Source organism: Acanthopleuribacter pedis (genome assembly GCF_017377855.1).
Lineage (GTDB): Bacteria > Acidobacteriota > Holophagae > Acanthopleuribacterales > Acanthopleuribacteraceae > Acanthopleuribacter > Acanthopleuribacter pedis.
Genome location: NZ_JAFREP010000029.1, coordinates 109,394 through 134,285 on the forward strand (window position 1 = coordinate 109,394; position 24,892 = coordinate 134,285).

A 24,892-nucleotide genomic window follows, 5' to 3' on the forward strand; every position below is an offset into this window, starting at 1 on the left:
GGCTGGGTTAACGGCGGATGGCGCTGCCGAGGGTGCCGATTAAGGTTTTGATGTCCTCGTCTTTCCAGCGGATGCCGCCGCCGATGTAGGCCGAATCCAGGCTTTCCTCCAAAAAGTCGTCCCAACCCGCGTTGAGGTACAGCCGTTGATCGAAACGGTAGCTGAAATCGATTTTGGCGTGGGCGCTCAAGTCGTTGGGCCGGTTAAAATCATAACCTTCCATCGAAAACCGGAAGCGGTCCTCCAACCCGTAGAAATCGAAACCCGCGCCGCCTTCGCCTTCAATCAAACCGCCGCGCAGGAACAGGTTGTCCATCACCCGGTAGGCCAACTGGCCGCTAAACACGAAATCGTCTTCTTCTTCCTCGCGTGTTTCCACCGTGGTGGTGAGCAGGTTGCCCTCCGCGTCGAACGTCTGCGAGCGGACCTCGTTGATTTCGACCGGCAGGTAATCCGTCTCGCGGCTCACCCCTTCCAGCAGGTAGTACTTACTCTCGTCCGGTGAAACCGTTACGCCGAAATAGGTTTTGGCCGTGCTGTGTTCGCCCAGGTACTCCGAACGCACGTGCAGGTCGAAGTCGAGCCGGTCGGCCTGGCCCAGGAACTGCTGCACCTTGCCCAGCGATTCCTGCGCCGAGACCAGTACCTTGTTGAGGTTGTCGACCGTGGTGCCGTCGTTGAGCAATTGACCGATGCTGCCTTCGCCCGATTCGACCTTTTTGGCGATCACCGCCAGCGACGCGCTCGTTTTGCGAAACTCCTCGCTCATTGCCGTGACGTTGGCCATGGTCGTGTCGATGTTGGGTTTTTGGCTGTCGCTCATGTGGCGCAGCGATTCCGCCAGCTTGCGCATTTCCGAGACCATCACCGGGATATCGCGGCCCAGGCTTTGGCTGAGTTTGGCGAATTCATCGCTCGTGGTTTTGACGTTGCCGCGGTTTTCCTTGAGCATCTGGAGCATGACCTTGGCCATTTCTTCCAAATTGGCCGCCACCGCTTCCAGGCGGTTGTTGCCGTCCGGTTGTTCCGTGGCCGCGCGCACGTTGTCCGTGATCGCTTTGAGGTTGGTCCCGATTTGGTTCATCGTGTGGGTCAGGTCGTCGAGGCTGGGCGGGACCACCGCTTCAATTGCCGACGCGTCGGTTAGGGGTTGCCCTTTACCCGGGAACAGCGCAATAAATTTTTCGCCCAAAATGCCTTGGCTGCGCAGTTCGACCCGCGCGCCTTCCGCGAGCACCACGTCGCTGGGGATTTCAATCACCGCGATTGCCGCGTTGCCGTCGAGGCGCAGCCGCGCCACGCGCCCAATCTTCACGCCCGCCACCCGCACCGGTGTATCCTCGCGGATGCCGCTCGCATCGTCGAGGCGCACCTTGTGTTGCACCATCGGCGCCGAGCCGTCGAATAGGGCGCCGATTTCGGTCGTGCGCAACACGAAATAACCGACCACCGCCATGGCGATTAACACGAATAAACCGACTTTTGCTTCTCGATTCATGGCTTTCCCCTTTCTCCTGGCTAGCGTTTGATGAGGGCCTCGGTGGCCGGGCCTTGCGATTTACCGTCGACGAACTGGCGCACGATGGGATCGTCGCAGTTAAAGAAGGCGTCACGCGGCGCCTGGTGAACCAGTTCGCCTTTGAACATCATGGCGACCCGGTTGGCAATCATTTTGGCCGAACTAATATCGTGGGTGATGGTGATCGTGGTGGCTTGCAGTCGTTCGCGCATTTGGATAATCACCTCGCCGAGCACCGTCGTCATAATCGGGTCAAGGCCGGTCGTGGGTTCGTCGAACAACAGAATTTCCGGTTTGAGGGCGATGGCGCGGGCAAAACCAACGCGCCGGCGCATGCCGCCCGAGAGTTCGCTGGGCATCAGTTGGGCGATGCCGGGCATGCCCACCGTTTCCAGGCATTCCGCCACGCGGTCCTTAATTTCGCCTTTGCCCATCTTGCTTGTTTGGCGCCGCAGCGGGAAGGCGATGTTGTCATACACCGTCATGGAATCGAACAAGGCCCCTTCTTGGAAGGACATGCCGAAGCGGGTGCGCAGGTCGTAGGTTTGGCCGCGGTCCAGTTCGGCCCAGTTTTGGCCGTCGATGGTGACCGAGCCGCGATCCGCCTGCATCAAACCGATCAGGTGGCTGAGAAACACACTCTTGCCCGCGCCGGAGCCACCCAGGATCACCAGCGATTCCGCGCGGCCGACAGCCAGGTTCACGCCGCGCAAGACGTGGTTGGCGCCGAAGGATTTGTGCAGGTCCTGCACTTGGACGAAGGTGGGTTCTTCCATTAGGTCAACATCCGCGTCAAAAAGAAATCGGAAACGAGAATGCCGAGGCTGGCGTAGACCACCGCGTTGGTCGTGTTGGTGCCGACGCCCTCGGCGCCGCCGCGCGTCGTCAATCCCTTGTAACAGCCAACCGTGGCGATGATCAGCCCGAAGAACAAGGACTTAATCATGCCCGACCAAAAGTCAAAGGGTTCCAGAAATTCAAAAACGCGGTCGAAAAATCCGGGCAGGGGCGCGTCCATCACCACGTTAATTAAATACCAGCCGCCCCAGATCCCGATCAGGTCGCCCATCGCAATCAGCAGCGGCAGCATCACCACCGTGGCCAGCAGGCGCGGCACCACCAAATACTGAAGCGGGTCCGTGGCCATCACTTCCATCGCGTCGATCTGTCGGGTGACGCGCATCGTGCCCAGCTCCGCCGCCATCGCCGAGCCGACGCGGCCCGCCATCATCAGCCCGCCGATCACCGGCGCCAATTCCCGCAGCAGGGCGACGCCGAGGATGCCGGGAACGTAGCTTTCGGCCTGGAAGCGGGCGAAGCCGTCGTAGGTTTGCAGGGTGAACACCATGCCGGTGAACAAACAGGTCACCGCGACCACCGGAAACGAGGCCACGCCGATGCGCTCCAACTGCTTCATCAATTCGCGCAACTCAAAAGGCGGGCGAACCACGGCGGCCATGGCACGCGCGGTAAAAATGCTGAACTTGCCGGCGGATTCGGTAAACGCCAACACCTGGCTGCCTAAAGCGGAAAGCAAAACGGGATCCTCCGGGTTCGCGACCAACGTGGGTGAGGGGATGCGCCGAACATACCACCAACCGCTCGTTCTACCAAGTGTTTGCACGAAGGCATCGCTGTGACGGCGATATTGAAGGATAATGTCAGTGGAATGGATAAACCCAAAAGTGTGAATTTATCCAGAAGTGTGTATTTTGCTTGCTCGTAAGCGGGCGACCTTTTAGAATCGGGTCACTTTCTTCCTATCGCGAGGCGCCCTGGGTGGTTTTGCCCGTCGCGGCCACGTCCGAGCAGGTGCTCGGATGCTGAAAAATGCGCCCCATCGCTTGGCAAGCGTGTCGGGGCGACGTAGATTGCACCAGACGGACAAAACCGGCCGAGCGAGAATGATGAATACGAGGGTTGTCGTTTTTTTCAGACGACGGGTCAGGTGAGGGGTTGCTCATGGTGGGCATGTGGTTAAACGGACGCGCGTTGCGGTTGTTGGTGATGGGCGTGTTGCTGCTGTCGGGTGTCGGCGGTTGGGTGAGTGCGCTTTCGGCCGCGGAGCCGAGCGGGTCCTCGGGTAAAAAGTTGGTTTTTACCGAACGAACCCAATTCGGGTTGCCGTCTGAGGCCACCGACGACCTTTTCTTGGAATCGCCGAGTGATTTGATGATGGACAAACAGGGTCGTTTGTACGTGTTGGACCGGGGCGCCAAAACCGTGTTTGTTTGGGATGCGGACGGCCGGTATCGCACCAACCTGGGCCGAGAAGGGCAGGGGCCGGGCGAGTTCACCTTCAAGTCGTCGCGCTGCATGTTGAGCTACGACGGCGAGACCCTGTTCGTGGTGGACAGCGACGCCGGCAAAATCCATCATTTTGTCGATCTCGAATACCAACAAACGCGCAAAAAGCCGACGCGTTTCCACATGCTGCTGTACCTGCGCCACCTCAAAAACGGCAACATTTTTTTGATCAACCAGAACTACCGCAACAAGGTGCCCTACTCGCAACTGTTGCTCACGGACGGCGACTTTAAAATCATTAAAGAGCTCGATCATTTTGAGGACAAAACCTTCAGCCGCAACGAAAACGGCGGCTGGGATTTTCACGCCTACGCGCCGCGCCCGCTGGTTTACGCGGCTTATGGTTTGGACTACTTCCTGCTCAGCGACAACCGCGGCGAAACCGTGGACGTGTACGATCTCGACGGCAACCTGAAGCGAAAAATTAACGTGGCTTTATCGCGCCCACTGCTGACCCAGGCAGACAAGGATGCCTTGCGAGAACAGGTTCGCTGGGCCAAACCGCCGCACCGGGTGTTTTTCCCGGACTACGGCGAACGTTTCACCAGTTTCCTGCCCTTGGCCGGCGAGCAGTTGTTCATTTACAGCAAGGATTTCGGGAACGGCACCCTCACCGGCAAAATCCTCGACTGGCAAGGCCGCAACCTCGGACCGGGCACCTTGGTGTTGGGCGTCGAGGGTCGGGTTGATGTTTTCCCGGCGGGCGTGGTCACCATCCTCGCCGACGAAGAAGGCAACTACGCGGTCAAAGCCCACCAAGCCACCCTGCGGTGAAACTTACGATTATTGAGGTCCGGGGGGGAGTCGGCTCACCAAACAAGGGGGTTCGGTGCCGTTGGCTGTTCGCCGCGCTTCCCAAGCGTTTCCCCGTTTGCACCCTTCTTATTCACCGCCTCTGTTTACCTGTAGAAATACCAGTTGGGGTTTCGCGCCATCTGAATAGCCTTTTTCGGCTAAAAAAGAAAGCGCCTCATGGTCTGTCGTATAGCCAATAAGGTCCCCACCCGCGCTTCCGACGATATCATTTAAGGCAAGCGGATTATCTGAGGTTCCTTCTGTGCGCAGGAAATTAAGCGGCCCATACTCCACAAGTTCATCATCTTTAAAAAAGCCCACGTACGTTGCGTTTTTCGAAAAGTCCACCCGGATCAAACATAGCTCTTGACCTGTCGAGAAAACGTATTCCCAGCGGTTTACCATTCTCAGACGCTCAGAATACAGGCGCATCTTCTGCGATTTGTTACGCTCGTTTGGCACAAGCCCTGAAAAATCCACTTCGCTTGGTGCCAAAACAAAATCCGTACGTTGACCCTCGGTGTAGCGATACAAGGTCAGGTCAAAATTGTCCGTGATAAAAAGATCATCGTTATGGCAGCCCATAGGCTGAGTCGGCGAGAACGGAAGAAGGTCCAGTCGATCATCCGTAAAATGAACTTCTGATGAGACCGTTGTATTCTCCAACAGCCCTTTCAAGCGCCCATCGCCAATCTGAACATAATATAAATCACCACACGCAACACCTGGCATTAACGCTGTAATATCATTTTGTCCACTGTACTTACGCTCATGCAACAAGTCACCGGCAATTGAAAAAACGACCGCTTTGTAGGCGCCAAAAATTACGACTTGATCGCCTGTGATCGTAAAGTCCCTTAACGTCGAAATTTCTCCAGGACCTTCCCCTTGAACAATGTAGGCATGAAGCAATTCTCCATTCCCATTCGTGCGAACCAGTTGAGACGCCTTAAAATCTCCAATAAACAAATCACCATCTGAATGAGCAAGAACTTTACTTACATCGGGTATAAACTCAAGCACAGAATCTGCTAGGGGCACGGCCCTTACTACCTCAAATACATCCAATAGACTGTCAACGGCAACAATTTCGCGGTGGATCGACACACGATTTTTTTCGGATGGCGTCTGAGTACACATTGCAGTTAATCCCAAAAGGATCAAAATTATTAATCGCAAGAGAAACTCCATCAAAAGCGAGCGGCACGGTGCCGCTCGCTAGGTTTAAACCTAAGAAGCGCGATTAGAGCGTGGGATTTTCTTTAAAGATCTGGAGCGAAATGGCTTGGAAAAAGCGGAAGCGTACCCGGTGGGTGCGGAGAGCATTTTTACAGGCCGTTGCAGCCCAGAGGTTTAGCGAAAATCACCGCGAGTTATCGCGCTTCTTAGGTTAAAGAATTAACAAGGACGCGTTCGATTACAATCCCAGTTCCCGACCCACTCTGGATCCTGAGTCAGGTTACATTCAATAGTAAAACGGAAATCACTGGGGTAGTTACACCAGGTGAATTTTTCTTCTAAGCCGGCTGGACAGATAAATTCGTCACAAACTTGTGCCGTTACCTGGCCGTAAAAGGCGATTAAGGAAAATAACACAACTACAAATTTCATAGACACTCCTTTAAAGTTAACCTGTGTTTACAAAGGTATTTGACCCAATCATATATTGGGCCTTCTAAAAGGCTAAGCGCAAAACCGGCCAAGAATGATCAGGCTGGAGCGTGATTTCGTGACCTGCATCAAGTATTCCGTTATTTTGACAGGAAGGTAGGCCAACCTTATCCGGTTTTGTCAGGTTGACCGCGCCCTATTGATTGCTTGGTCTTTTTTTCGAGTCGGTACAAGGTAAACACAATAAATCATGATGCTTGTGTTGTGATTCTTACGGTGGTTGCGCGCTTAAAACGAGTCACACACAAGGATAGTGTTTCGAAAATTTGCAACTCATCCGCGATGACTATTCTTCTCGAAAGAAGGTGAGGATAACCCATTGGGTCTTTTCGGGCGGTTCCATGCAAGATCGATGAGGCTTATGGGAAGCCGCTTCGAGCCGCGGGTATCACCCTGTTACCTCAGAAGTGCTGAAGCGTGGGATTCTCGCTAAAGATTTGGAGCGAAATGGCTTGGAAAAAGCGGACCGGGGTCGCGTACGACCGCACCACTTACCCTGAGCATTTTTACAGACCGTTGTAGCCCAGAGGTTTAGCCAAAATGACCGCGATAGGCGCTTCTTAGGTTAAATTTAATACCATATGCCAGGCCGTGTCTTGGCTGTTTTGTGGGGGGAGGGTGACGCGGAAACCTTCGCTCACGAAAAAGGCGGCTGCCACCAAATTGCTTTTTGGGACGCGCAGGCGAATTTGTTGGGTTTCGGTCTCTTCTTTGAGGTGTTGCACAAAGGTGCGCAGCGCCCAGCAGCCGATGCCCTGGTTCTGATCCGTGAGCGCGATTTGTAGGTCGAACAGGTGAACGCCGTGGGGACCCTCGGCGGCATAACCAAACATGCCCACCGGGCGGTCGTGGCGTTTGATCACCATCACCCGGCACCCCTCGTTTTCCGCTTGGTTGACCAGCGTGTGGGGGGTTGCCACCGCGGCGCGTTGCTCCGCGGTCAGGACCAAATCCGTCAGCGCCGGCAAATAGGCTGCTTCCATCGGGACCAGCATCAGCGGGCTTGGGGCCTGGGTGGCCGTTGCTTCGTTGCGATGCTCGGTGGAGCCGGCGGATAGGGTCATGGACGGTACCTCGATGGTGGGATCGGATGCAACCACTTGCACTCACAGAGCATACCGCGAACACCATTGTAAAAAAAGAAAGATAACTGAAAAAAATCGTAAAAAATCAAACAAATTTACGAATTTTTGTAAGGTTTAAGTCAATCGTTTGCTTGCCGCAATCCGTCTTTAGTGGCGCATGCGTGCCCTTGGCGTGACCATCGTTTGATAACTGATACCTGTTCAACCCATGTCTCCCAGCGGTTTTTTGCTTTGGCGCGCCGCGTCGTCTCGGGTGTTCCGGCCTCGTTTTGTGCGTGCCTTTTCTTTTTTCGTTGTCCGCCTTTGGTCGGGCCGGCTTTTTTCGGGTTTTGCCTATTTTGTGACCCAGCTCTCATCCCCCTGGTCGGGGTAAAGCACCGGGGTCGCGTAGTAGCCGGTATTGATCGTTTGCCCGCCCGCCCGGTCGTGTTCAACCTAAGAAGCGCGAGTTATCACGCTTCTTAGGTTCAAACCCGAACCGCCGGGCCGCCTTGCGCGGCACGCCTTATTTACCATTTGGGAGAAAGACCCGTGAAACAGCTTGCCTTTGCTCCACCGATCCTTGCGTTCCTCCTCCTCTTTTTTATGCTTCCCGCCGTGACGGCAACCCCGCCGGTCCACTGGCGCGGCCTCGACGAAACGACCTGGCAACGCGGTACGCGACCCGAATTTTCCGACAAACGCGCCCGCCTCATCCTGGAGGCCGGCGGGGAAACCCTGCTCCGTTTGGGTCGGCGCGATTTGGTGCGCCTCGAATTGAAACGCGGTGTTTGGGCCGAGGCCGACGCGGGGCAGGGGATCACCCTGTGGGCCGGCGACGCCGACGGCCTGTTCGCACCCCTACCCAAACCGACCCGCGCCGGTGTGGTCATCCCCGCCTCGGCGCGTTTTTTATTGGTGCGTCAACAGGGCCCAACCTCTGGCGAACTCGTTCTTTTTCAGGGTGTTCAACAAGACTGGTACGACGCGGTCCACTGGCGCCTGCTGACCGATGGTGAACCCGGTACCCGCCTGCAGGGGGCCGACGGCGAGGCCAAACGCGGCTACCGCGAGGTCACCCCCACGCAACCTTTGAGCCTGCGCCTCACCGGACCGATGCGCCTGCGCGTTGACAGCCGCGCCCTTTTGCGTGCCGGTGAACGCGACAAAAATTACCACCTCCACCTTGACGATCACAGCCAGGCGCTGGGGTTTTGGATGGAACATGCGCCGGTTCGCGACGGGTTGCAATGGCGCAACAACGCCGCAACCCCGACCGAGGTCACCACCCTTCGTCGCCGCTACCTCGCCATTCCCGCCGGTGAAGTGACCCTGCGTTTCCAGGCGACCGGCCCCGTATTGGTACGCGTCGCCGGCGAGGATCAGGAAGACCTATTGCTGGGCCGGTGGAACCGCGTTGCCAAACGCACACCGCGGAGCACCGTGCCCGGCCCGCTGCCCGCTTGGTGGCCCGCGACCGTGGACGCCGCCCAAGAACCCGTGGTTCAGCTTTTGGCCAAAAGCCTGGCCCATGACAAACGCGAGGCGGGCCTGGCGGTGGCCGCCGAGTTGGATCAGTGGGCCGCCGGTTACACCGGTGACCTGTCGCTTTGGGCGCGGCGCTTCCGTGACCGCGTCATTTACTTTCGCGGGTTGCGACCCACCACCGTCGTACAAACCGAGGCCGAGCGCACGCATCGTTACCGTTTGGCGGCTTTGCCGATGGCCGGGTGGCTGCGCCTTTCCGTCGACCGGCGCGACCTGGCCGCGGCCGCGGCAATCACCCTCGAGGTCGAGGGCCAAAACCCGCAAAAACTGCTGGTGACGCCGCCGGCCGAGGATGAAACCACGAACTGGGTTTCCCTGACCCTGCCCGTTCCCGCGCAAACCCGGGCTTTGACCCTCACCGCCCCGGCCGACCTGCCCGTCCGCGTCGCGAACGCCCACGGGCGCACACCGCGCCTGGACGGCGAGCAAGTTCGTTTCTACGCCGCGCAACTGGGACGCCCGCTGCTGTCGTGGTTCCTCGACGGTCGCCCCTTGCCCGCCGAGGAGGCCGCCGGCTATCGCGCCGCTTGGCTGCTGCGCGCCCATTTCCAAACCTTCGCCGACACCGTCGCCGCCAACAGCAGCGACCCCGCCGAATACACCGCTTTTCCCGTGCGGGAAGCCAACCCTGCAGCAGGCGAACCCATGCGGGTGCAGGCGGACCGGCTGGAGGCCGAGGGCGATGTGCATGCCGCCTTGCCGTTGCGCCGGGAATTGGCGCATCGTTTCGGTGGCGCGGATCGTTTGGCCTTGGTGCGCCTGCTGCATCGCTTGGGCGAACACGTGTTGGCCAAACAGACCGCGCATGCCATGGTCCACAACGAAACCGAGGTTGCGGCGCGCATCGCCGCGGTGGATCATCTCGATCATTTTTACCGGCGCTACTACCAGGGCCGCTTCGTGCTGGGTCTCAGTGTCGACCACTTCGCCAAGGAACAAAACGCCGCCGCGCTGACGCGTTTGGCGCGCGTGTTGGCCGAACGCGGCGAAGGTAACGCCGCGCTGGACGCCTTGGCGTTGTTGCCCAACCCCGACGCGCGTTTGCGCGCCGAACTTGCCCTGCAGGGTGACCCCGCCTTACTCGCATCGGCCGTCGCCGAACTCAGCCCGGCGGAAGCGGCCCTGTTCCGCGGGCGTGCCGCGCTTCAAGGCGGTTTTCTACCCGCCGCCCAACTGCTTTTGCCCGATGCCGGTGCCGCCGGTGAAGCCGACGCCGCCTACGCCGAAGCCCTCGCCGGCCTAACCACCCCGGCCGCGACCCTGCCCGCCTTACTTGAGCAACTGCAACGGGGCGAAGCCTTACGGCAAAGCCGGCCCGTAACCGATTGGGCCGACGCCGTCGACGCCGTTACCGGGGGCACCACCGAACTGCTGTACCACGCCGGCCGTGATCGCGGGCGCGAGGCCGTCAAAATCGCCGTCGACGACACCGCGCGCCTGCGGGTGCAAGGACCGCGGCGGGTTCAGGTTTCCCTGCGCCCTTACTTACCCGCCGACGGGGAAACGGCCCACCTGGGTTGTGAACTCTGGCACAACGGCGGCCTGACCTGGCTAGCGGGCAACGGCCGCAAGCCGGTCGCCCATTACCAAGTGCTGGACGACGACGGTCGCGTCGGCCCGCGCATCGTCCACGAATTCGCGGTCGGCCCGGGCGTTCACGAACTGGCCTGGCGTCCCCGCGGCGGCAGCTACCTGCTACAGGTCAAAACCGACGATGCGGCTCAGCTTGACGCGGCCCTGGCACGCATCCGACAGCACATCGCGAACCTGGAGACGGCACCCATGGGGGCACCGCTCGATGATTTTCAGCGGGCGCACCTGCTGCTGCGCCGACCCGAGCTTGACCCGGCCGCGCAAACCCGGCTTGGCGAACTGCTGCTCCTGCTGCCCGAGTCGTTGACCGGTCTCGCTTTTTTCCGGGCCTTCCGCGGCGACGCCGTGCAGCCGACATTCTCCCGTCGCCAATGGGCCTTCACCCGCGATCCCGCCCAAAAGTTGGCGCTGCAAGCCGCCGGCCGCAAACCCTTCACCCCTAGCCCGGATCTGGATCCCGTGCAGCAAATGCAACTGCTGCATCGCGATTTCGTGCGCGGCAAACGGCAACAATGGGCCTTGTCCCACGCCGCCGTGCTCGTGGAACAACACCGCGAGGATCCCCGCGTGCGTAGCTTGTTCGCACCCTTCAAACGACAAACCATTTGGCAAGTCCTGCGCGCCGTCGACGACTTCGCCGGCGTGCGGCCCATCGATTCGGAAACCCCCGCCAACCCCTTCCTGCTGACCCGTGAAACCCTGCTCGGCGAACGTCCCGAAAACGTCGTGCGCCTGTGGGCGGGCCAATCGCAACGCTTTGTCTCGGCGCGCGGTCGCCTCAGTTTTCCCAAGCTGCGCGTCCAGGCCGTCAATCCCGCCTTGCCCACCGCGGTGACCGTTGCGGTGCGTTTCGACCGCGGCGCCGTCCACCAGTTGGTGCTGCAGCCGCGCGACCAACACTGGTTTTTGCCCGAGCTGCCGGTCCCCGCCGGCGCGCAACGGCTGGAGATCCACTTGGTAGAAAGTTCGCTGAACCAAGCGCTTGAAATCGATTGCGATCCCAAAAAACTGCTTTGCGAGCAGGAAACCGCGCGCCTGTTCATGGCGGCGACCCAAGCGCAACCGCTGACCCTGCGCCTGTTCGAACCGACCTGGCTGCGCGTGGAAACGCTGCAGGGACGCCGCACCCGCGTCGATTACCACTTCGTGACCGACACGCCCACCACCTTTACCCTGACCCCGCAATCCGGCGAACGCCAAAGTTTTTACCGCTTGGCCGCGCGTTTGTTCCGCCGCGTCGACGAACCCATCCATACCGAAAACCCACCCCAACTCACCGCCGCCCGGGCCTTCGCCGACCTGGGCCAAACCGTCGCCGCGGCGCCGGTTGATTGGGAAACCGAGTTCCTGCCGCCACCCGCCGCCTCATTCGGTACTTGGGATTTGGCGCTGGTCGCGCGCCGCCTGGAGCAGCCCCTCGACGAGGAAGCGGGCAGCCGCAACGATGATTCCCAGGCGGTCCATTTCACCTGGCGCCGTCGCAACGGCGGCCACGCCTGGCGCCTGCGCGCGGTGCTGCGCGAACGGCGCCAAGATCCGCTTACCCTCGGCCTCGAAGCCCGCTACGGCCACCGCTTGGCCGGTGGTTTGTTCGAGGCCCAGGGTCGCCTTTTCTCGCAACAGGCCGACCTGGCCGCCCTCGGCGGTGCCGACGAACACGCTTGGTCCGCGGAACTGGGCGCGCGCTGGCAACGGTCGTTCCAGTTGACCCAAAACTGGCGGCAACGTTGGCGGATTTCCGCCTTTGCCCGCGACCTCAGCTTGGAAAACCTGGACGGGGTTCAAGCCGACGCCGTCGACTTCGCCGTTTACACCCGTTACAAGGACAACCACCGCCACGGTTTGCGCTTGGACCATCGTCTGGCCTACGCGCCCTTTGCCGACAGCCGCTTCACCCTCAACCTCGGCGTGACCGGCAATGAGGACTGGTTCGGCTCGCTTGATTCCGCCGGTTACCGCTTTGGCTGGGACCAGTTGATGGGGCCTTGGGAATTCAGCCTGTTCAGCAGCGGCCGCCACTTTTACAAAGACGACCACCGCACCAGGGAATACCAACGATACCGCCACGGTTTTGAGCTGCGCCGCCGCCTGCAACGTCACGGCGGGCGCCGCTTCGAGGCCGGCCTGCGTTTGACCGTCAACGACGACGGCCGCCTTGGGGGATGGTTGCTCCTGAGCCATGCCTGGGGCGCCCGCGGCGACTACCGCCACTACGACCGCTCCGACATTCTGTTCCGGCGCTTGAAACACGAATTGAACCGGCAGGCGGAGGTGACGCCATGAGTCAGAAACGCATCGAAACCCTGCTGTTGGCCGGGCTTCCCGCCCATCAACAGCGCTTGCACCGCGAACAAGCGCGCCAAACCGCGCGCGAATTCACGGCCATCCGCGAGCAGGCCGGTGACGCGCCCGACGGCGAAACCGCCGCGGTGATTGCCTTCCTGCGCGCGCGCATCGTGGCCATGCCGCAACGCCTGCTGCAACGCAACCAACGCTTTGCCTTATTCCAACAGCGTCACGAGGCCGCGGCTGTCTGGCAACGCAAGCAACACTTGCTCGATTTCGCCCGCGACCTGGGCGCGAGCCCGCGGCAGTTGCGCGGCGACGCCCGAGCCGTGGCGCGTTTCCTGGATTTCGAGGCCTTGCGCGACCGCTGCCAACGGCGTCGCGGCGAGCTGGAACAACGCTGGGTGTGGTGCCTGACCCGGCTCGGCGGTTTGCTCACTACATTATTAAATGAACCGGGATCGAATCACGATGCGCTCGTCTTCCGCGTGAACTGGCCGGAACTGGTGCAACAGGCGTCGGATTACCGCGACAACCCGGCCGTGGTGACCGCCGCCTTTGCCGGCTTGGCCGCATGGTTGCCCGCCTGTTCCACCGCGGATCGCGAGGCCTTGTTCCAGGGCCGCGTGCCCGCTTGGTGGCGTGTTTATCCCAGCGAAACCGCGCGACCCATTTGGGCGCGGGCCGCTTGTTTGTCGGTCGTCACCCTGCTGGAGCCGGAATCCCTGGTGCCCGCCCTCAATCATTGTTTCAGCGTCGCCGACAGCGGGGACGAACGCTTCCTGCGCGCCCGCGCCTTGCGGTTGGCGACCCGGCCCGGCAGCGCGCCGCTGCCCGAGGATGTGCTCCAGCGTGCCGCGGCCGATCCCAGCGAACATGTGCGCCAGGCCTGCATCGACGCCCTGTGCGCCCAGCCCGGCGACGTCGTGGCGCGCTTGCTGCCCGCCTTGGCCGAACGAGACGCCGCCGCCTCCGTGCGTGCTTACGCCGTCTACGCCCTGGTACCTTTGGTGCGTCGTGCCGACACGCGTTCCTGGGTGTTGTCCCAATTCGAGCGCTGCCTCACCGCGTGGCGGGAGGGGCCCGCCGCCGAGGCCGCCGTCGCCGCCTGTTTGCCGATGCTGCACATGTGGCAGGCCGCCGCGCCGCGTCAGGCCGAGGCCGTCGCCCAACGGCTGCAGCAAACGCTGTTGTTTGCGCGCGACAGCGGCAACAGCGTCGCGCTGCGCCGCCAGGCCGGCAAAATGATCGAACGCCTGTGGTGTGCGCGTGGCGACGAAACGCGCGCCATGCTGGCGTCCCTGACCCAACGCACCCAAGCCTTGGCCGCCGGTCGCCGCATCCGCCTGCCCAAGTGCTGGTTTGCCGAAAACCGTCGCGCCGAAACCCTGCGTGTTTTGGCCGTGCTCGCCCAAGACGGCGACAGCTACGACCTGGAAGAAACCTGGCACGGCGTGTACCTGCGCAAAGGCCCGCGCTTCGGCTTGCGCCTGTGGCGCCTGTGGCACGAGTTCAACAACCCCGCCACCGACAAACGCCAGGGTCATCGCCATACCGTCGGCCGCCTCTCCAGCGCGCGCGACCGGTTTCCCGGCGGTCGCAACGCCGAGTGTTCACCCACCAAGGTGCCGGGCGAACCGCTATTGCTCCAGAGCGACGGCGACTGGCGCCCCTTCCTGCCGTTGCTCGACGACGTGCTTTCCTGCCTTGATGTCAGCCTGGGCGCTTCCGAGGTGCGGTTCCACACCAGCGAGGGACGGGTCACCTTGTCGGCGCCGTCCGGGTTCTTGCAACGGCAGCGCGCGGCTTGGCGCATCAACCTTCGTTTCGCCGAGCTGGCGCGCCTGCGCAATTGGCAACCGCAAGACGGCTTCGGCCCGGACGCCTACAGCAAAGCACTGCGGGCCATGGGTTTTCAGTTACAGATCCAAAGCCACCCCGAAAAACCCGTCGACGCCAAACTGGGGCGTTTCTTCGCCGCCGCGCCCACCGTCGGGTTCGCCGAGTTGTGGGAAGGTTTTCGTGCCTACGCCGTGCAAATCTACGCCAACCAACTGGGCGATCTGCTGCTGTTTTGCACCTTGATCGCCGCCTTTTTTATGCTGCGCCACCTGATTTCCTTCCGGGCCATTCGCCGGGCCAGGGAACGGATTGGTCTGTCGGTTGGGGGCTGGGGCACGCGTGGAAAGTCCGGTACCGAACGGCTCAAGGCCGCCTTGTTCCACGGCATGGGCCTGCGCTTGTTCTCCAAAACCACCGGCTGCGAGGCGCGTTTCATCGTGGCCGATCCCTACGGCCGCCAATGGGACCTGCCGCTGTTCCGACCCCACAACAAAGCCTCGATTTGGGAGCAGGGCGACGTGGTGCGCCAAGCCGCCGCCATGAAATCGGACGTGTTTTTGTGGGAATGCATGGGGCTGACCCCCGAGTACGTGGCCACCCTGCAACAGAGCTGGATGCGCGACGACCTGGCCACCATCACCAACACCTATCCCGACCACGAGGACCTACAGGGTCCGTCCGGTTTGGACGTGGCGCGCACCATCGCGCGCTTCCTGCCGCGCGCTTCCCAGGTCTTCACCAGCGAGCAGCAGATGGCGCCCCTATTGGCCACCGAGGCCGCGCGCATGAAGTCCGTGTTGACCCACGTGGATCAGTGCCAAATCAACCTGTTGCCCGAGGACCTGTTGGCGCGTTTTCCCTACGCCGAGCATCCCAACAACATCGCGCTGGTCGCCTCAATGGCCGAACACCTGGGTTGCGCGCGCGACTGGGCGCTGAAGGAAATGGCCGACCGCGTCGTGCCCGACGTGGGCGTGCTCAAACAATTTCGCCTCGCCGATCTGGGCGATGCACGGCTGACCTTCATCAACGGCATGTCGGCCAACGAGCGCTTGGGCGCGTTGACCAATTGGCAGCGTTTGGGTTTTGACAAACTCGATCCAGTGGCCGATGCCGGCGTGTTCGTGACCCTGCTCGTCAACAACCGCGAGGACCGCGTCGCCCGTTCCCATGTGTTCGCCAACATGATCGTGCGCGATATGCCCGCCGATTGTATCGTGCTGGTCGGCAGCAACCTGCGTGGTTTCAAAGGCTTTTTGCAAAACGCCTGGCGTGACTTCAGCGAGGGCCAGGACCTGTGGAAAGACGGCGATGCGGTCGCGGCCGCGGCGAGTCTGGCCCACCGCCTGCGGCTCCCGCTCGAACCGGCCTTTTTGGCCAACCGCCTGGCCACCTGGCTGACCCCGTTCAAGCTCGGCCAAGACCAAATCGCCGACTTGCAGGACAAGGTTTTGGACAAAGTTCTGGACGCGGCCGCCCTGCAACGCGCCTTGAAAGCCATCCTTGAGCCGGTCGCTGTCACCGAGATTTGCGCGCGTTTGGCGGCTTTGCGTGGGTCCTACCAGACTTGGTGCGACCTGCGCGGCGAACTCGAGGCCGCCGCGTCGCCGGACGCCGGCTTACAGCACCGGTTCTTCGACTGGTTATGGGAACGGCTGCAAAGCCGGTTTTTGGTGGTCGACGACACCGCGGTGAAGGGGGACGTGCTGCTGCAGCGCATCCACGCCGCGACGCCGCCGGGCGTGGAAAACCGCATCCTCGGGGTACAGAACATCAAAGGTCCGGGGCTGGCCTTCATCGAGGCTTGGCAGCGCTGGGAAGTGGAAAGCGAGATGCTCGACCTGCTGGAAAGCGACGCGGCCGCCGACTGCACCCGCGCCCTGACGCAACTGGCCGAGGCCCCGGGTTTGGGTTACCTGACGCGCGCGGCCACCGCGGCGAAACTCAAGAGCTTGGTGCCGGGGGAACGGGACGAAAACCAACGGCGCCGGATGCAAACGCTGCTGACGCGGTTGCAACAGCAAGCCGCCAACCGCGCCGACACGGCCCAAAGCGAGGGCGGCGACGCGCCTTGGCTGCAAGCGGCTTTCGCCTGGGTCGAAGCTTTGCTGGAAGCGGGTCGTTCGGTGCAGCGCAAGAAACGCGCGTTGCGGGTGTACCGCGACTTGGCCGACGAGCGGATCGGTTACCAGCGCGCGGTTGACGAATTAACCCGGCTCAACCGCGACCAGGAAAAGGGTTGGCTCTGGCGCGCCCGCCGCGGCCTGCTCCCATTCCGCCGCGAGGCGACCCCCCGCCGCCCCCGCCTCTGGCGCCCAAAAACCACCGAAACGGCGACGGGCTAGGGAGGAAAATCCAATCCGCCGACCCCAAGTCCACAAAAAGCATTTTCTCGTGCCTCCCACTGGATGGGATCAGTTTCTAATAACCTGATTTTTTTGTTGCACTTAGGTATTGTAAAGGTCCAGAGAGGCGACGCTTTTTACTTTTGGAGACGCCTGATTTAGATTGGGTTTGTCGACCATGTGTCGCCACGAGAAAAGCGCTTTTCTCCTTCTTAACATTCGATTCGAAGGAGATTCTCATGTCTGCCACCATCCGATTTAACAAAACCATCCTTTCCAACTTTGTCCGTGAGGGCGAACCGGTCACCATTAAGGATCGGGAAGTCGTCGGTTTAAAATTCAACGTGCGCAAGAAACGGTCAAGTTTCGTTTTTGAGAAGCGCGTCAGTGGCTCGAAGGGCTCGCCGGTGAAGATCACCATTGGGGCCTTTCCGGCTGTATCCATTGATGAGGCTCGTCAGTTGGCTCGGTATTATGCGAACCAGTGTGAACGTGGAATTGACCCACGAGAAGAGCTCAAAAACAGAAAGGCTTCCGACTTCCAGATTGATATTCGTCTAAAAACCGTGGTCATAAGATTTTTCGAGCTTAAGACTGATCTGAGTCCCCGAACGCTTCGTTCCTACCGTTACCAAGTGAAATATCATTTTCCCAAGTCTTGGCAGGATCTGGACATTACCCAGATTACCCCGGAAATGCTCGTCGAACAGTTTTTTGAAGTTCGGAAAACAGCTCGTGACGGGTGCTTCAAATTCCTTTCTTTATTCAGCAATGTTTGGAACACTTGCTCGCCTTTCTTTAAAGGCGTCAACGGAGAATGGCTGCTCCAGAAAAACCCAGTACCCTATGCGCAGCTAATGCTTAAGCACGTAAAGCCTGATGAGCAGCAACGCCAATTTATTCCACTCTGTCACTTGGGGCGCTTTTTTGTGACCGTTGAGCGGTGGGCGGAAGGGAGGATTGCGAAAGTCCCAAATACGATCATGACGCGGCGTTATTGCACCCTGGTTTTTTTGTGTTTGTTTACCGGAATGCGAGGGCTTGAGGCACGCTGCCTGCGATGGGAGTATGTAGATCTGGCACAGGGCTTAATACACCTTCCTGGTGAGGTCAAAGGCGCAACGAAGTACTTTAGGGGAACAAAAAACAAGCAAGATCATTTGATTCCCCTCTCATCGTTTGTGTGGGATTTATTGCGGAAAATTCATGGTGAACGCACAACCCTGAGCCCCTATGTTTTTCCAGGTATCCATTCAGTTCACAAACCATTTTCGAGTCACGGGACAGGAGCAAAGTTGCTCCGGGAGATCTCAGGCCTAGATTTCGGGCTCCATGCGTGCCGTCGTACATTTGCTTCTATCGCCGACGACGTTGGCGTTGACTTTCTGAAACTGAAACGCTCTTTGAACCATGCCTTCAAGGGAGGGGTGACAGGGGGGTACATTAATCCGGGATTTAATCCTGAGCGTCGGCGCGAAATTTTCCAGAAAGTTTGTGACTATATCCTTCGCTGTAAGGCCGAGCATCTCGGTGAAATCTGCCGATCTCAAGGTGGATACAGTAAAGAAGATGCTTTGGCCGAACTGGAACGTTTTGCGCTTCAACTTGGTTTGTACCCAGAAGAAGCGCTCCGATTACTCGCCGAACGTTCGGTGCGGGGTTCTGGTGCAGCATCATAATTTTGGACAAAGGCTAGAGATGACGTATGCCGTGCAGTTTCTATAGGTATGCTGTTTGCGGGAATTCCAGGGGTCGGTTCGGCAAGCAAAAAGATCAGAGGTGCCGAAACCTAAAAAGGATAATTTTGAATTCGTTTTGATTGTGATAAGATCTGTTATCACCAATAGAATAAGTTGTTTATCCGCGAATAATCATACCAGAAAAACCGAGGCCTGGTGTGGGTTTAAGCGAACCAATCGCGGAAAAAGAGTACCCCGTTGGAACGAAGACGGTTTCGAATATCGTAATAGTTCAGGGTTCGGGTACTGGTCTGCCCCGTGGCATTCATGATGGTCTTATCGTCGAGACCTAAGTCGCGCGCATGACAGATAAAAGATGCCCGAAAACTGTGCGGCGTAATGTGTTTTCCACCCAGATAAAGTGTGCTGATTTTGGCCACGATGTTGAGAATGCTGTTGGTGGATAACGGTTTGTTGAGGCTTTTCGTGCGGTTGTTCTGTGCCGGTGAAAACAGGTACTCGCCCTCGGGGGCGACCAAACGATACTCATTAAGCCTGGCCATGAGTTCGGGAAACACGGGGACATACTTCAGGCGGTTCCCTTTTTGTCGTATGGCGAAATGCCAGGGATTGGGATGCAGTTGATCCCAGCGCAAACCGGCGAGTTCGGTGCGACGTAAAGCAAAATGAAAGAGGGTGGCAATGACCAAATAGTTTCGGAACGCGGAGAACCCCTCCGACCGTCGCTCAGAAAGCGTTTTGATTAACGAGCGGATTTCCTCGGCCGACAAGATCGGCGTGTTGCTGGCTTCCTGTTTTGGGTATGCCTTAATGCCGTGAATGGGGTTGTGGGGGTACCCATACACCGAATGCAAGTATTGGAAAAACGAGGCCAAGCAATAGCGCTTGCGGTTCAAGGTGTTGGTGTTGAGAATGTGTCCGCTGACTGGGTCACGTTTGGTTTGCCGGTTCAGGAACGCAATCGATTCGGCATGTAACTCACGTGGTGAAACTTTGAGTAGGCAATCGTGCGACAAGTCGCGCTTGATCAGGTGCGTGGTGAACTGTTTGAGGTCGGCACGATACGCCCGTTTGGTATGAACGGATTGCTGTAAGCCCAAGAACTGAGATACCAGTTGGTGGATGGACTCGTTGTCGGTCTCGCCATTTGCCAAGCGCTCTCCGAGGCGGGGGATCGAGGTGTGCCCTTGCCGTGAAACGTTTTGATTGTGATAACAGATCATATCACCAATAGATTGTATAAATTGTTTTACAAGAGCAGTTTAGCGAAAATTCAAGCTGCTCACCAGCTCACTAAAAGGAGATTGAGGATGAACTGTAACGTAGAAAATGGCGATGTCCGACCGGCGCCACGAGCCAAAAAGAAGCGTGGCGTGGGTCGCCCAAGCAAATATGACTACCTGCTTGCGTATTTAGAGGATAACGAGGTGTACACCCCAGCCAAAATTGTCCAACTGGCTTTCGAGCGAAACTTGATTGAGGTCCCCGGTGATGTCCACGAACAACACAAACTCCGGGTGAAAATCCGGCATTGTCTGGCCCGGAAGAGTGTTCGTTTCCAGTTTCCCGACGAAGGTGACGGCACGATCAAAATGCCGGGCCAGGCACCGGTACGGGGCTGGTTCGGCTCGCGTTGGAAACAGGACCCTCCTTCAAAACAGCGAAACGGATAGGTAACGAACGCACGACCAATCTATCCACACCAAAACACAGGCATCGATATCCAAAGAATCGCGGCGACAAGACCTCTTCTTTGTCGCCGCTTCTTTTTTGGTGAAAATTCGGAGGGTGATCTCGTTGGATCACCTATGCGATATTTGCGGTTGCTTGAATATTCATGCAATTGCCGCTTTTCAAAGGTGAGCTGATTTTGTAAGAATCTCCGCAATAAGTATGATGAGGACTTCTTGCGGAGGAAGCGGCAGTGGATATCACCCAAGAGTTAGCCCGGTGGCAGCTTCACAAAGACCGCTCGGCGCTGAACCTCGTCGTTGAATTTGCATTCGAAGAACTTAAACTGCGTGCTCGCGGCCTTTTGCGAGAGAACCGGTTGGTCGATACCGGCGAGCTGGTCAACGCGGCGTATATCAAGCTCACCAAAATGGAGAACTGCCAATTCCAGAACCGAGGACAGTTTTATAACTTGGTAGCCACCATCATGCGCAATTTCCTGGTGGATGAGGTCCGCCGTCGTGGTTCGGGAGAATCCGTTCCGGTTCCAGGGACAGATGTTTGACAGCGAAAGCGGCCTCCATTACAATCGCCATCGCTACTACGATCCTTCTTCATCACAGTACATCAGCCCTGATCCGATTGGGCTTCAAGGTGGGTTTCGAAGTCCGGCATATGTTCAAAATCCACAGTCTTCCTTCGATCCACTAGGGTTAACCAGTTGCGATAAGGAAACTGATGTTGATCTCGATTGGGAGAGCCCTGATTATGATCCACGTGTTGAAAGAAGGGCTCTAGAAGACCCTTATAATCATAATTTTCCACATTCCTTTGATGAGTCAATCTTGAAAACAGTCCCCACCACAGTGCGAGGAGGAGGTTTGGGATATGCATTGAGAGGAATCAGAAATGGGAAAGAAGTTGTTTACAATATGATTGTAAGGAATGGAGTGGTTGTCCATAGAGATATTGTACCTTTGAAAGAGTGGCCAAGAAGGATGAAGAACTTTGGTTGGGAAGTTGATTTAGAAGATTTATTATAATTAACGAGGCTGTATGGTGAATTTTGAAATGAAGAACATTCAGGCTGCCCTAAGAGGGGAAAATGGCTACATTCTAGAATTTGGCGATCTATCTTCAAGTGAACTAGATGATATCATTCTTCTTTTTGTTATAAAGTCACCATGGGCAATTGGAAAAAGCTACCTGCAAACATCTGGCTGTAAAATGGAAAAATTCTTAAATGAGACAGGTGAATTCATGCCCGGCCAAGAGGGTGTTGCTACTCTTTTCGATAACCTTGGAAAGTTTGAATTAAAGCTCGATATTAATCTACTAGGTCAGATAGAAGTTCATTTAGACTTTACACCAAAGCTAGGTCCTGATGACCGCTTCGAGTGCAGTTTTACATCTTATCTGCCTGATTTAGAGGTTTTTACTAATGGATTAAAAAGAGCTAGGGGTTTATTTTAGATTCCGCCTAATCGATATAGTTTAAAGCGGAGTTTTTTTTGGTGTTTATTTCTATGGCGCACGTCTTATTTTTTAATTGATCTAGGGTGACAATGGGTGAATCAGTGCTAATTCTTGGTGAGTTGTTTTGTTCTTTATTGAAATCAGGGATTTTCATTGTTTTTCCAGTTCTTGAAAAAGCTAAAATGCCGTGTTCATCATTGGGGAAGAAGTTATCCTCCTGGCGTTTAGGTAATGCAATAAGGCTACTCAGAATGTCATCAATGGTTTGTGGCCGAGAGCGCGGAGAAAGAGAAAGCGCTTTGGTAAAAAGCTGTCGAAAACCCTCTTCCTCAAACCTCATTTCCGGGAACGGTTCTGAAATAACCAGGCTCTCATATTTTCTTTGTTCTAGAACCTCTTCAGAATTATTTCCCCGGTAAGGCGATTCCCCAGTAAAAAGAAAATGGGCCAAAGCCGCAAAGGAAAAAACATCAGAGCGAATATCCAGCTTTTGGTTACTGATTTGTTCGGGGCTGGCAAATTCAGGGGTGCCCTGCTTTGGGACAAAAACGAAAAAAGCCTGGAAAAAGCCTGAGAGGAATCCGTTTTTATTAGTGAGGGGGGGGCATTTTTTGGCATCCGGAGATTCTGGCCTGGTTTCTTCGAAATCAGATTGGGATCAAGACCTTCTACGGATATGCTGAAATGCCTTCATATTCCTGGAAATGGCTTGAGCTTTGACCACCTGAATCCTTCTTCTCTTGTTGCATCACGGAATGATTTGGCCAATTCACTTGCCATTCTGCCGCTGGTGTTTTCACCGGCGGCACCCCTTCCGCCAACTTCTTTTTGGAAGTTGGGTGGCTGGACCATTTTTTCATCCTAGCTCAGATAAATTGAGCTGTTTTCGTTTTGAAAAACGCAATTAAAGGTGGATCAGTGCTGCTAAAATTCTGTCCTGCCCCTCCTTAGATCTAGCCCTTTTTCTTTTGTGTATCTTGGCTTAATGCCAGATGTCCTCTGTAGTTCATAGGTCTTGTCAAAAAAACGAAAGGCAGAGAGCGAAAAACTGAACTGGTCAAAAATAAACCATTCTAATTTTGCACTCAAAAAAAACCTGCGCTTAAATTTTTTTTGAAAGACCCAGCGTTCGCACATAAAAACATATCGCAGGAGTGTTGTTCATGATCAGAAAGACAGACATTCTGTTTTTGTCCTTTCTACTCTGTTCCTACAGTGCATTTTCTCAAAGTGATTCAGATTCCTTGGCAAGTATTGGAGATAGTTTTTCCCATACTGATGCCTATGCTTCTCCTCAGAGTTCTCTGATGAGGTTTGATAATGATTATATGAAATCGCATTTGGACGCTGTTCGAATTTCGGATTTTTTCGTTCGAGATAAATACAGAATTCATGGCTGGAAGGAATGGGAAAATACCAAAGTCAAAAATGTAAACCCATTATGGTCTCTGGATTCGTCATTACTTGCCTGGGAAGTAGAGATTGTTGACGCCATTGATGACAGTCCAAAAGGTTGGATTATTATCGAGGAGAATGAGAACCTGCCTCCGATTTTATGTTACACCAAGCAAGGATCAACAATCACCGAGAAGCTCATGGGAGAATTACTTCTTCAGTTAGGAGAAGATGATTTTGATAAAGCCATTTTTCGTTTTCTGCATACAGGTTCATCGAATATAATTCTTGAATATTCTATTGATCGGATGAATTATTCAAGGATTTCAATAAATCCTTTTTCCGTTGAAGCGTACCCGTCATCAGAAGTAAGAGAAAAAGTTTTTTTTCAGAATGTCCCTGAAGAAAAATATGAAAAATTCAAGAAAGATAATAAATCCCAAAGACTCCAGCTTCTTAAGAAGGAATTCACACCAGTTAGTGAAGAAGTTACGGTTTCAACTCTTTCTGGATTCAGCTCTGAGAAGGCATTAAAGATGGGTGTTACGGACTTTGCTCATTTTTATCAGAAGGATTTGAGATGGAGAAACGACACCAAAGGAATCTATCAATGCAATTCGGGTTGTGTTCCAATTGCTTGGGTTACGGTCATGGAGTATTGGGATCGAAATGGTTATCCCGGAATGGTAGGTCGCCCTGGCGATGATTGGAATGTTGAAATCGATGATCCTGACATAATTTGGGCAATTGATGAACTCCGATATGAGTTAAAAACGTATTGCGTTGAAAGGAACGGCGGAGCTAGAACAAGTCCTGGGAATTACGTCGACGGAGTCAAGCATATTAATAGCAGAGGTGAAGGAAGATGGGTTTCTAGAAAACATTCTTTCCGGCTTTGGGATAAAATAAAAGCTCAAATCGACAAAGGTAACCCTGCAATACTAGCTTACTACACAGGTATTTTCACTGTGCATGCTGGTGTTATAGTTGAATATACTGAAAACAGAAGTGACTCAAGAAAGAACGAAATAACGGTTATAATGGGAGGAAAAACAGAACCCGTGAAAACCTACATCTGGAACAGCATGTCAACTCAGGCTCTTATCACCATCGAGGAAGATTAAGAAAACCTCAGGGAGAAGGCGACCGTTTGGTCGCTTTCTTCCTTGAAGAGACCCAAGCAAAGAAAGAAGTTATCAAAACAAGAATCACCAAAACCAAGCAAAAAAGAGACACGTGAATTAACGGAGGTGAGTAGTCTTCTTGGTAAACAAAGTGAATTAGTTTAAAACCTTTTTCTGTTTCGTGATTTAAATTTGTTGTTACGTCTATAGTGAAAACCTCTCCTTCTTTGAATTTTTCAGACCTAAAGCTTCCACCGGCTGCTGCACATTTGTCCACAAAAAAACCTGTGTAAGAGTACTTGATTGCAAAAAATGAATCTTCAACCTGACCGATTGCTATGCGATCAGCAGGACAGAGCAAGTGGCTTTTCTTACCGTATTTGAAATCGGCAATAATTTTGAGATCATGAAGCCTGATGGTTTCTTGTTTTGTAATGTTAAATTCTTTCTCAAGGGTCATTTCGATAGCTTCAGTAGGTATTGCATCCGGGCTAATTAAGGACATGTTTCAATGTTAAATCGATGAGATTCTAGCAGTAATTCAAAGAATTGAAAG

Annotated in this window: 17 protein-coding genes and 1 pseudogene; 9 read left to right on the top strand and 9 right to left on the bottom strand. The window is 56.0% G+C overall.

The genetic code is table 11. From position 1 onward, the window contains the following. Positions 1–7: 7 nt before the first annotated feature. The 3 genes from J3U88_RS26065 to J3U88_RS26075 are packed head-to-tail and all read right to left on the bottom strand — an operon-like array spanning position 8 to position 3,056. Positions 8–1,498, bottom strand: a complete 1,491-nt coding sequence (locus tag J3U88_RS26065; protein ID WP_207861944.1) for an MlaD family protein — start codon at positions 1,496–1,498, stop codon at positions 8–10. 20 nt (positions 1,499–1,518) lie between these two features. Further along, the gene (locus tag J3U88_RS26070) at positions 1,519–2,295 is read right to left on the bottom strand and encodes an ABC transporter ATP-binding protein (RefSeq protein WP_207861945.1); all 777 of its coding nucleotides are present in this window, start codon (positions 2,293–2,295) and stop codon (positions 1,519–1,521) included. Continuing rightward, complete coding sequence (locus J3U88_RS26075) at positions 2,295–3,056, bottom strand: MlaE family ABC transporter permease (RefSeq protein WP_207861946.1); 762 nt, start codon at positions 3,054–3,056, stop codon at positions 2,295–2,297. The genes J3U88_RS26070 and J3U88_RS26075 overlap by 1 nt, the downstream gene beginning before the upstream one ends. Positions 3,057–3,481: 425 nt before the next feature. Here J3U88_RS26075 and J3U88_RS26080 point away from each other — a divergent pair, with 425 nt between their 5' ends. Next, the gene (locus tag J3U88_RS26080; protein ID WP_207861947.1) at positions 3,482–4,600 is read left to right on the top strand and encodes a 6-bladed beta-propeller; all 1,119 of its coding nucleotides are present in this window, start codon (positions 3,482–3,484) and stop codon (positions 4,598–4,600) included. Between the two features lie 108 nt (positions 4,601–4,708). Here J3U88_RS26080 and J3U88_RS26085 read toward each other — a convergent pair whose 3' ends face one another. Both J3U88_RS26085 and J3U88_RS26090 read right to left on the bottom strand, forming a co-directional pair. After that, entirely contained in the window at positions 4,709–5,800 is a 1,092-nt protein-coding gene (locus J3U88_RS26085; RefSeq protein WP_207861948.1) for a hypothetical protein, read from the bottom strand. A gap of 1,052 nt (positions 5,801–6,852) precedes the next feature. Beyond that, positions 6,853–7,356: a GNAT family N-acetyltransferase gene (locus tag J3U88_RS26090; protein WP_207861949.1), complete on the bottom strand. Its 504-nt coding sequence runs from the start codon at positions 7,354–7,356 to the stop codon at positions 6,853–6,855. Between the two features lie 552 nt (positions 7,357–7,908). On the opposite strand from J3U88_RS26090, the gene J3U88_RS26095 reads away from it, so the two are divergent. The 3 genes from J3U88_RS26095 (at position 7,909) to J3U88_RS26105 (ending at position 18,649) form a co-directional block, all read left to right on the top strand. Beyond that, positions 7,909–12,780: a hypothetical protein gene (locus J3U88_RS26095; protein ID WP_207861950.1), complete on the top strand. Its 4,872-nt coding sequence runs from the start codon at positions 7,909–7,911 to the stop codon at positions 12,778–12,780. Next, positions 12,777–16,970 carry a hypothetical protein gene (locus J3U88_RS26100; protein ID WP_207861951.1) on the top strand — a complete coding sequence of 1,398 codons (4,194 nt, stop codon included), beginning with the start codon at positions 12,777–12,779 and terminating at the stop codon, positions 16,968–16,970. The genes J3U88_RS26095 and J3U88_RS26100 overlap by 4 nt, the downstream gene beginning before the upstream one ends. 239 nt (positions 16,971–17,209) lie before the next feature. Next, positions 17,210–18,649 (top strand): integrase arm-type DNA-binding domain-containing protein, encoded by a 1,440-nt coding sequence (locus J3U88_RS26105; RefSeq protein WP_207861952.1) that lies wholly within the window; start codon positions 17,210–17,212, stop codon positions 18,647–18,649. Between the two features lie 224 nt (positions 18,650–18,873). Here the strand turns inward: J3U88_RS26105 and J3U88_RS26110 are convergent, their stop codons facing one another. Then, the gene (locus tag J3U88_RS26110; protein ID WP_207861953.1) at positions 18,874–19,824 is read right to left on the bottom strand and encodes a tyrosine-type recombinase/integrase; all 951 of its coding nucleotides are present in this window, start codon (positions 19,822–19,824) and stop codon (positions 18,874–18,876) included. 156 nt (positions 19,825–19,980) lie between these two features. On the opposite strand from J3U88_RS26110, the gene J3U88_RS26115 reads away from it, so the two are divergent. From J3U88_RS26115 to J3U88_RS26130, 4 genes are all read left to right on the top strand, one after another. Then, positions 19,981–20,343: a hypothetical protein gene (locus J3U88_RS26115; protein WP_207861954.1), complete on the top strand. Its 363-nt coding sequence runs from the start codon at positions 19,981–19,983 to the stop codon at positions 20,341–20,343. A gap of 251 nt (positions 20,344–20,594) precedes the next feature. After that, positions 20,595–20,906: an ECF-type sigma factor gene (locus tag J3U88_RS26120; protein WP_207861955.1), complete on the top strand. Its 312-nt coding sequence runs from the start codon at positions 20,595–20,597 to the stop codon at positions 20,904–20,906. Next, entirely contained in the window at positions 20,899–21,384 is a 486-nt protein-coding gene (locus J3U88_RS26125; protein WP_207861956.1) for an RHS repeat-associated core domain-containing protein, read from the top strand. Before J3U88_RS26120 ends, J3U88_RS26125 begins: the two co-directional genes overlap by 8 nt. 13 nt (positions 21,385–21,397) lie before the next feature. After that, on the top strand, positions 21,398–21,814 hold the full coding sequence (locus tag J3U88_RS26130; protein ID WP_207861957.1) for a hypothetical protein: 417 nt from the start codon (positions 21,398–21,400) through the stop codon (positions 21,812–21,814). Positions 21,815–21,821: 7 nt separating this feature from the next. Here the strand turns inward: J3U88_RS26130 and J3U88_RS26135 are convergent. Beyond that, positions 21,822–22,340 (bottom strand): annotated as a pseudogene (locus J3U88_RS26135) (protein kinase); the annotation flags it as partial. Positions 22,341–22,485: 145 nt separating this feature from the next. Continuing rightward, positions 22,486–22,677 carry a hypothetical protein gene (locus J3U88_RS26140; protein ID WP_207861958.1) on the bottom strand — a complete coding sequence of 64 codons (192 nt, stop codon included), beginning with the start codon at positions 22,675–22,677 and terminating at the stop codon, positions 22,486–22,488. 303 nt (positions 22,678–22,980) lie between these two features. On the opposite strand from J3U88_RS26140, the gene J3U88_RS26145 reads away from it, so the two are divergent. After that, positions 22,981–24,336 carry a hypothetical protein gene (locus J3U88_RS26145; RefSeq protein ID WP_207861959.1) on the top strand — a complete coding sequence of 452 codons (1,356 nt, stop codon included), beginning with the start codon at positions 22,981–22,983 and terminating at the stop codon, positions 24,334–24,336. A gap of 7 nt (positions 24,337–24,343) precedes the next feature. On the opposite strand, the gene J3U88_RS26150 is transcribed toward J3U88_RS26145, so the two are convergent. Continuing rightward, positions 24,344–24,796 (bottom strand): hypothetical protein, encoded by a 453-nt coding sequence (locus tag J3U88_RS26150; RefSeq protein ID WP_207861960.1) that lies wholly within the window; start codon positions 24,794–24,796, stop codon positions 24,344–24,346. Positions 24,797–24,892: the final 96 nt, after the last annotated feature.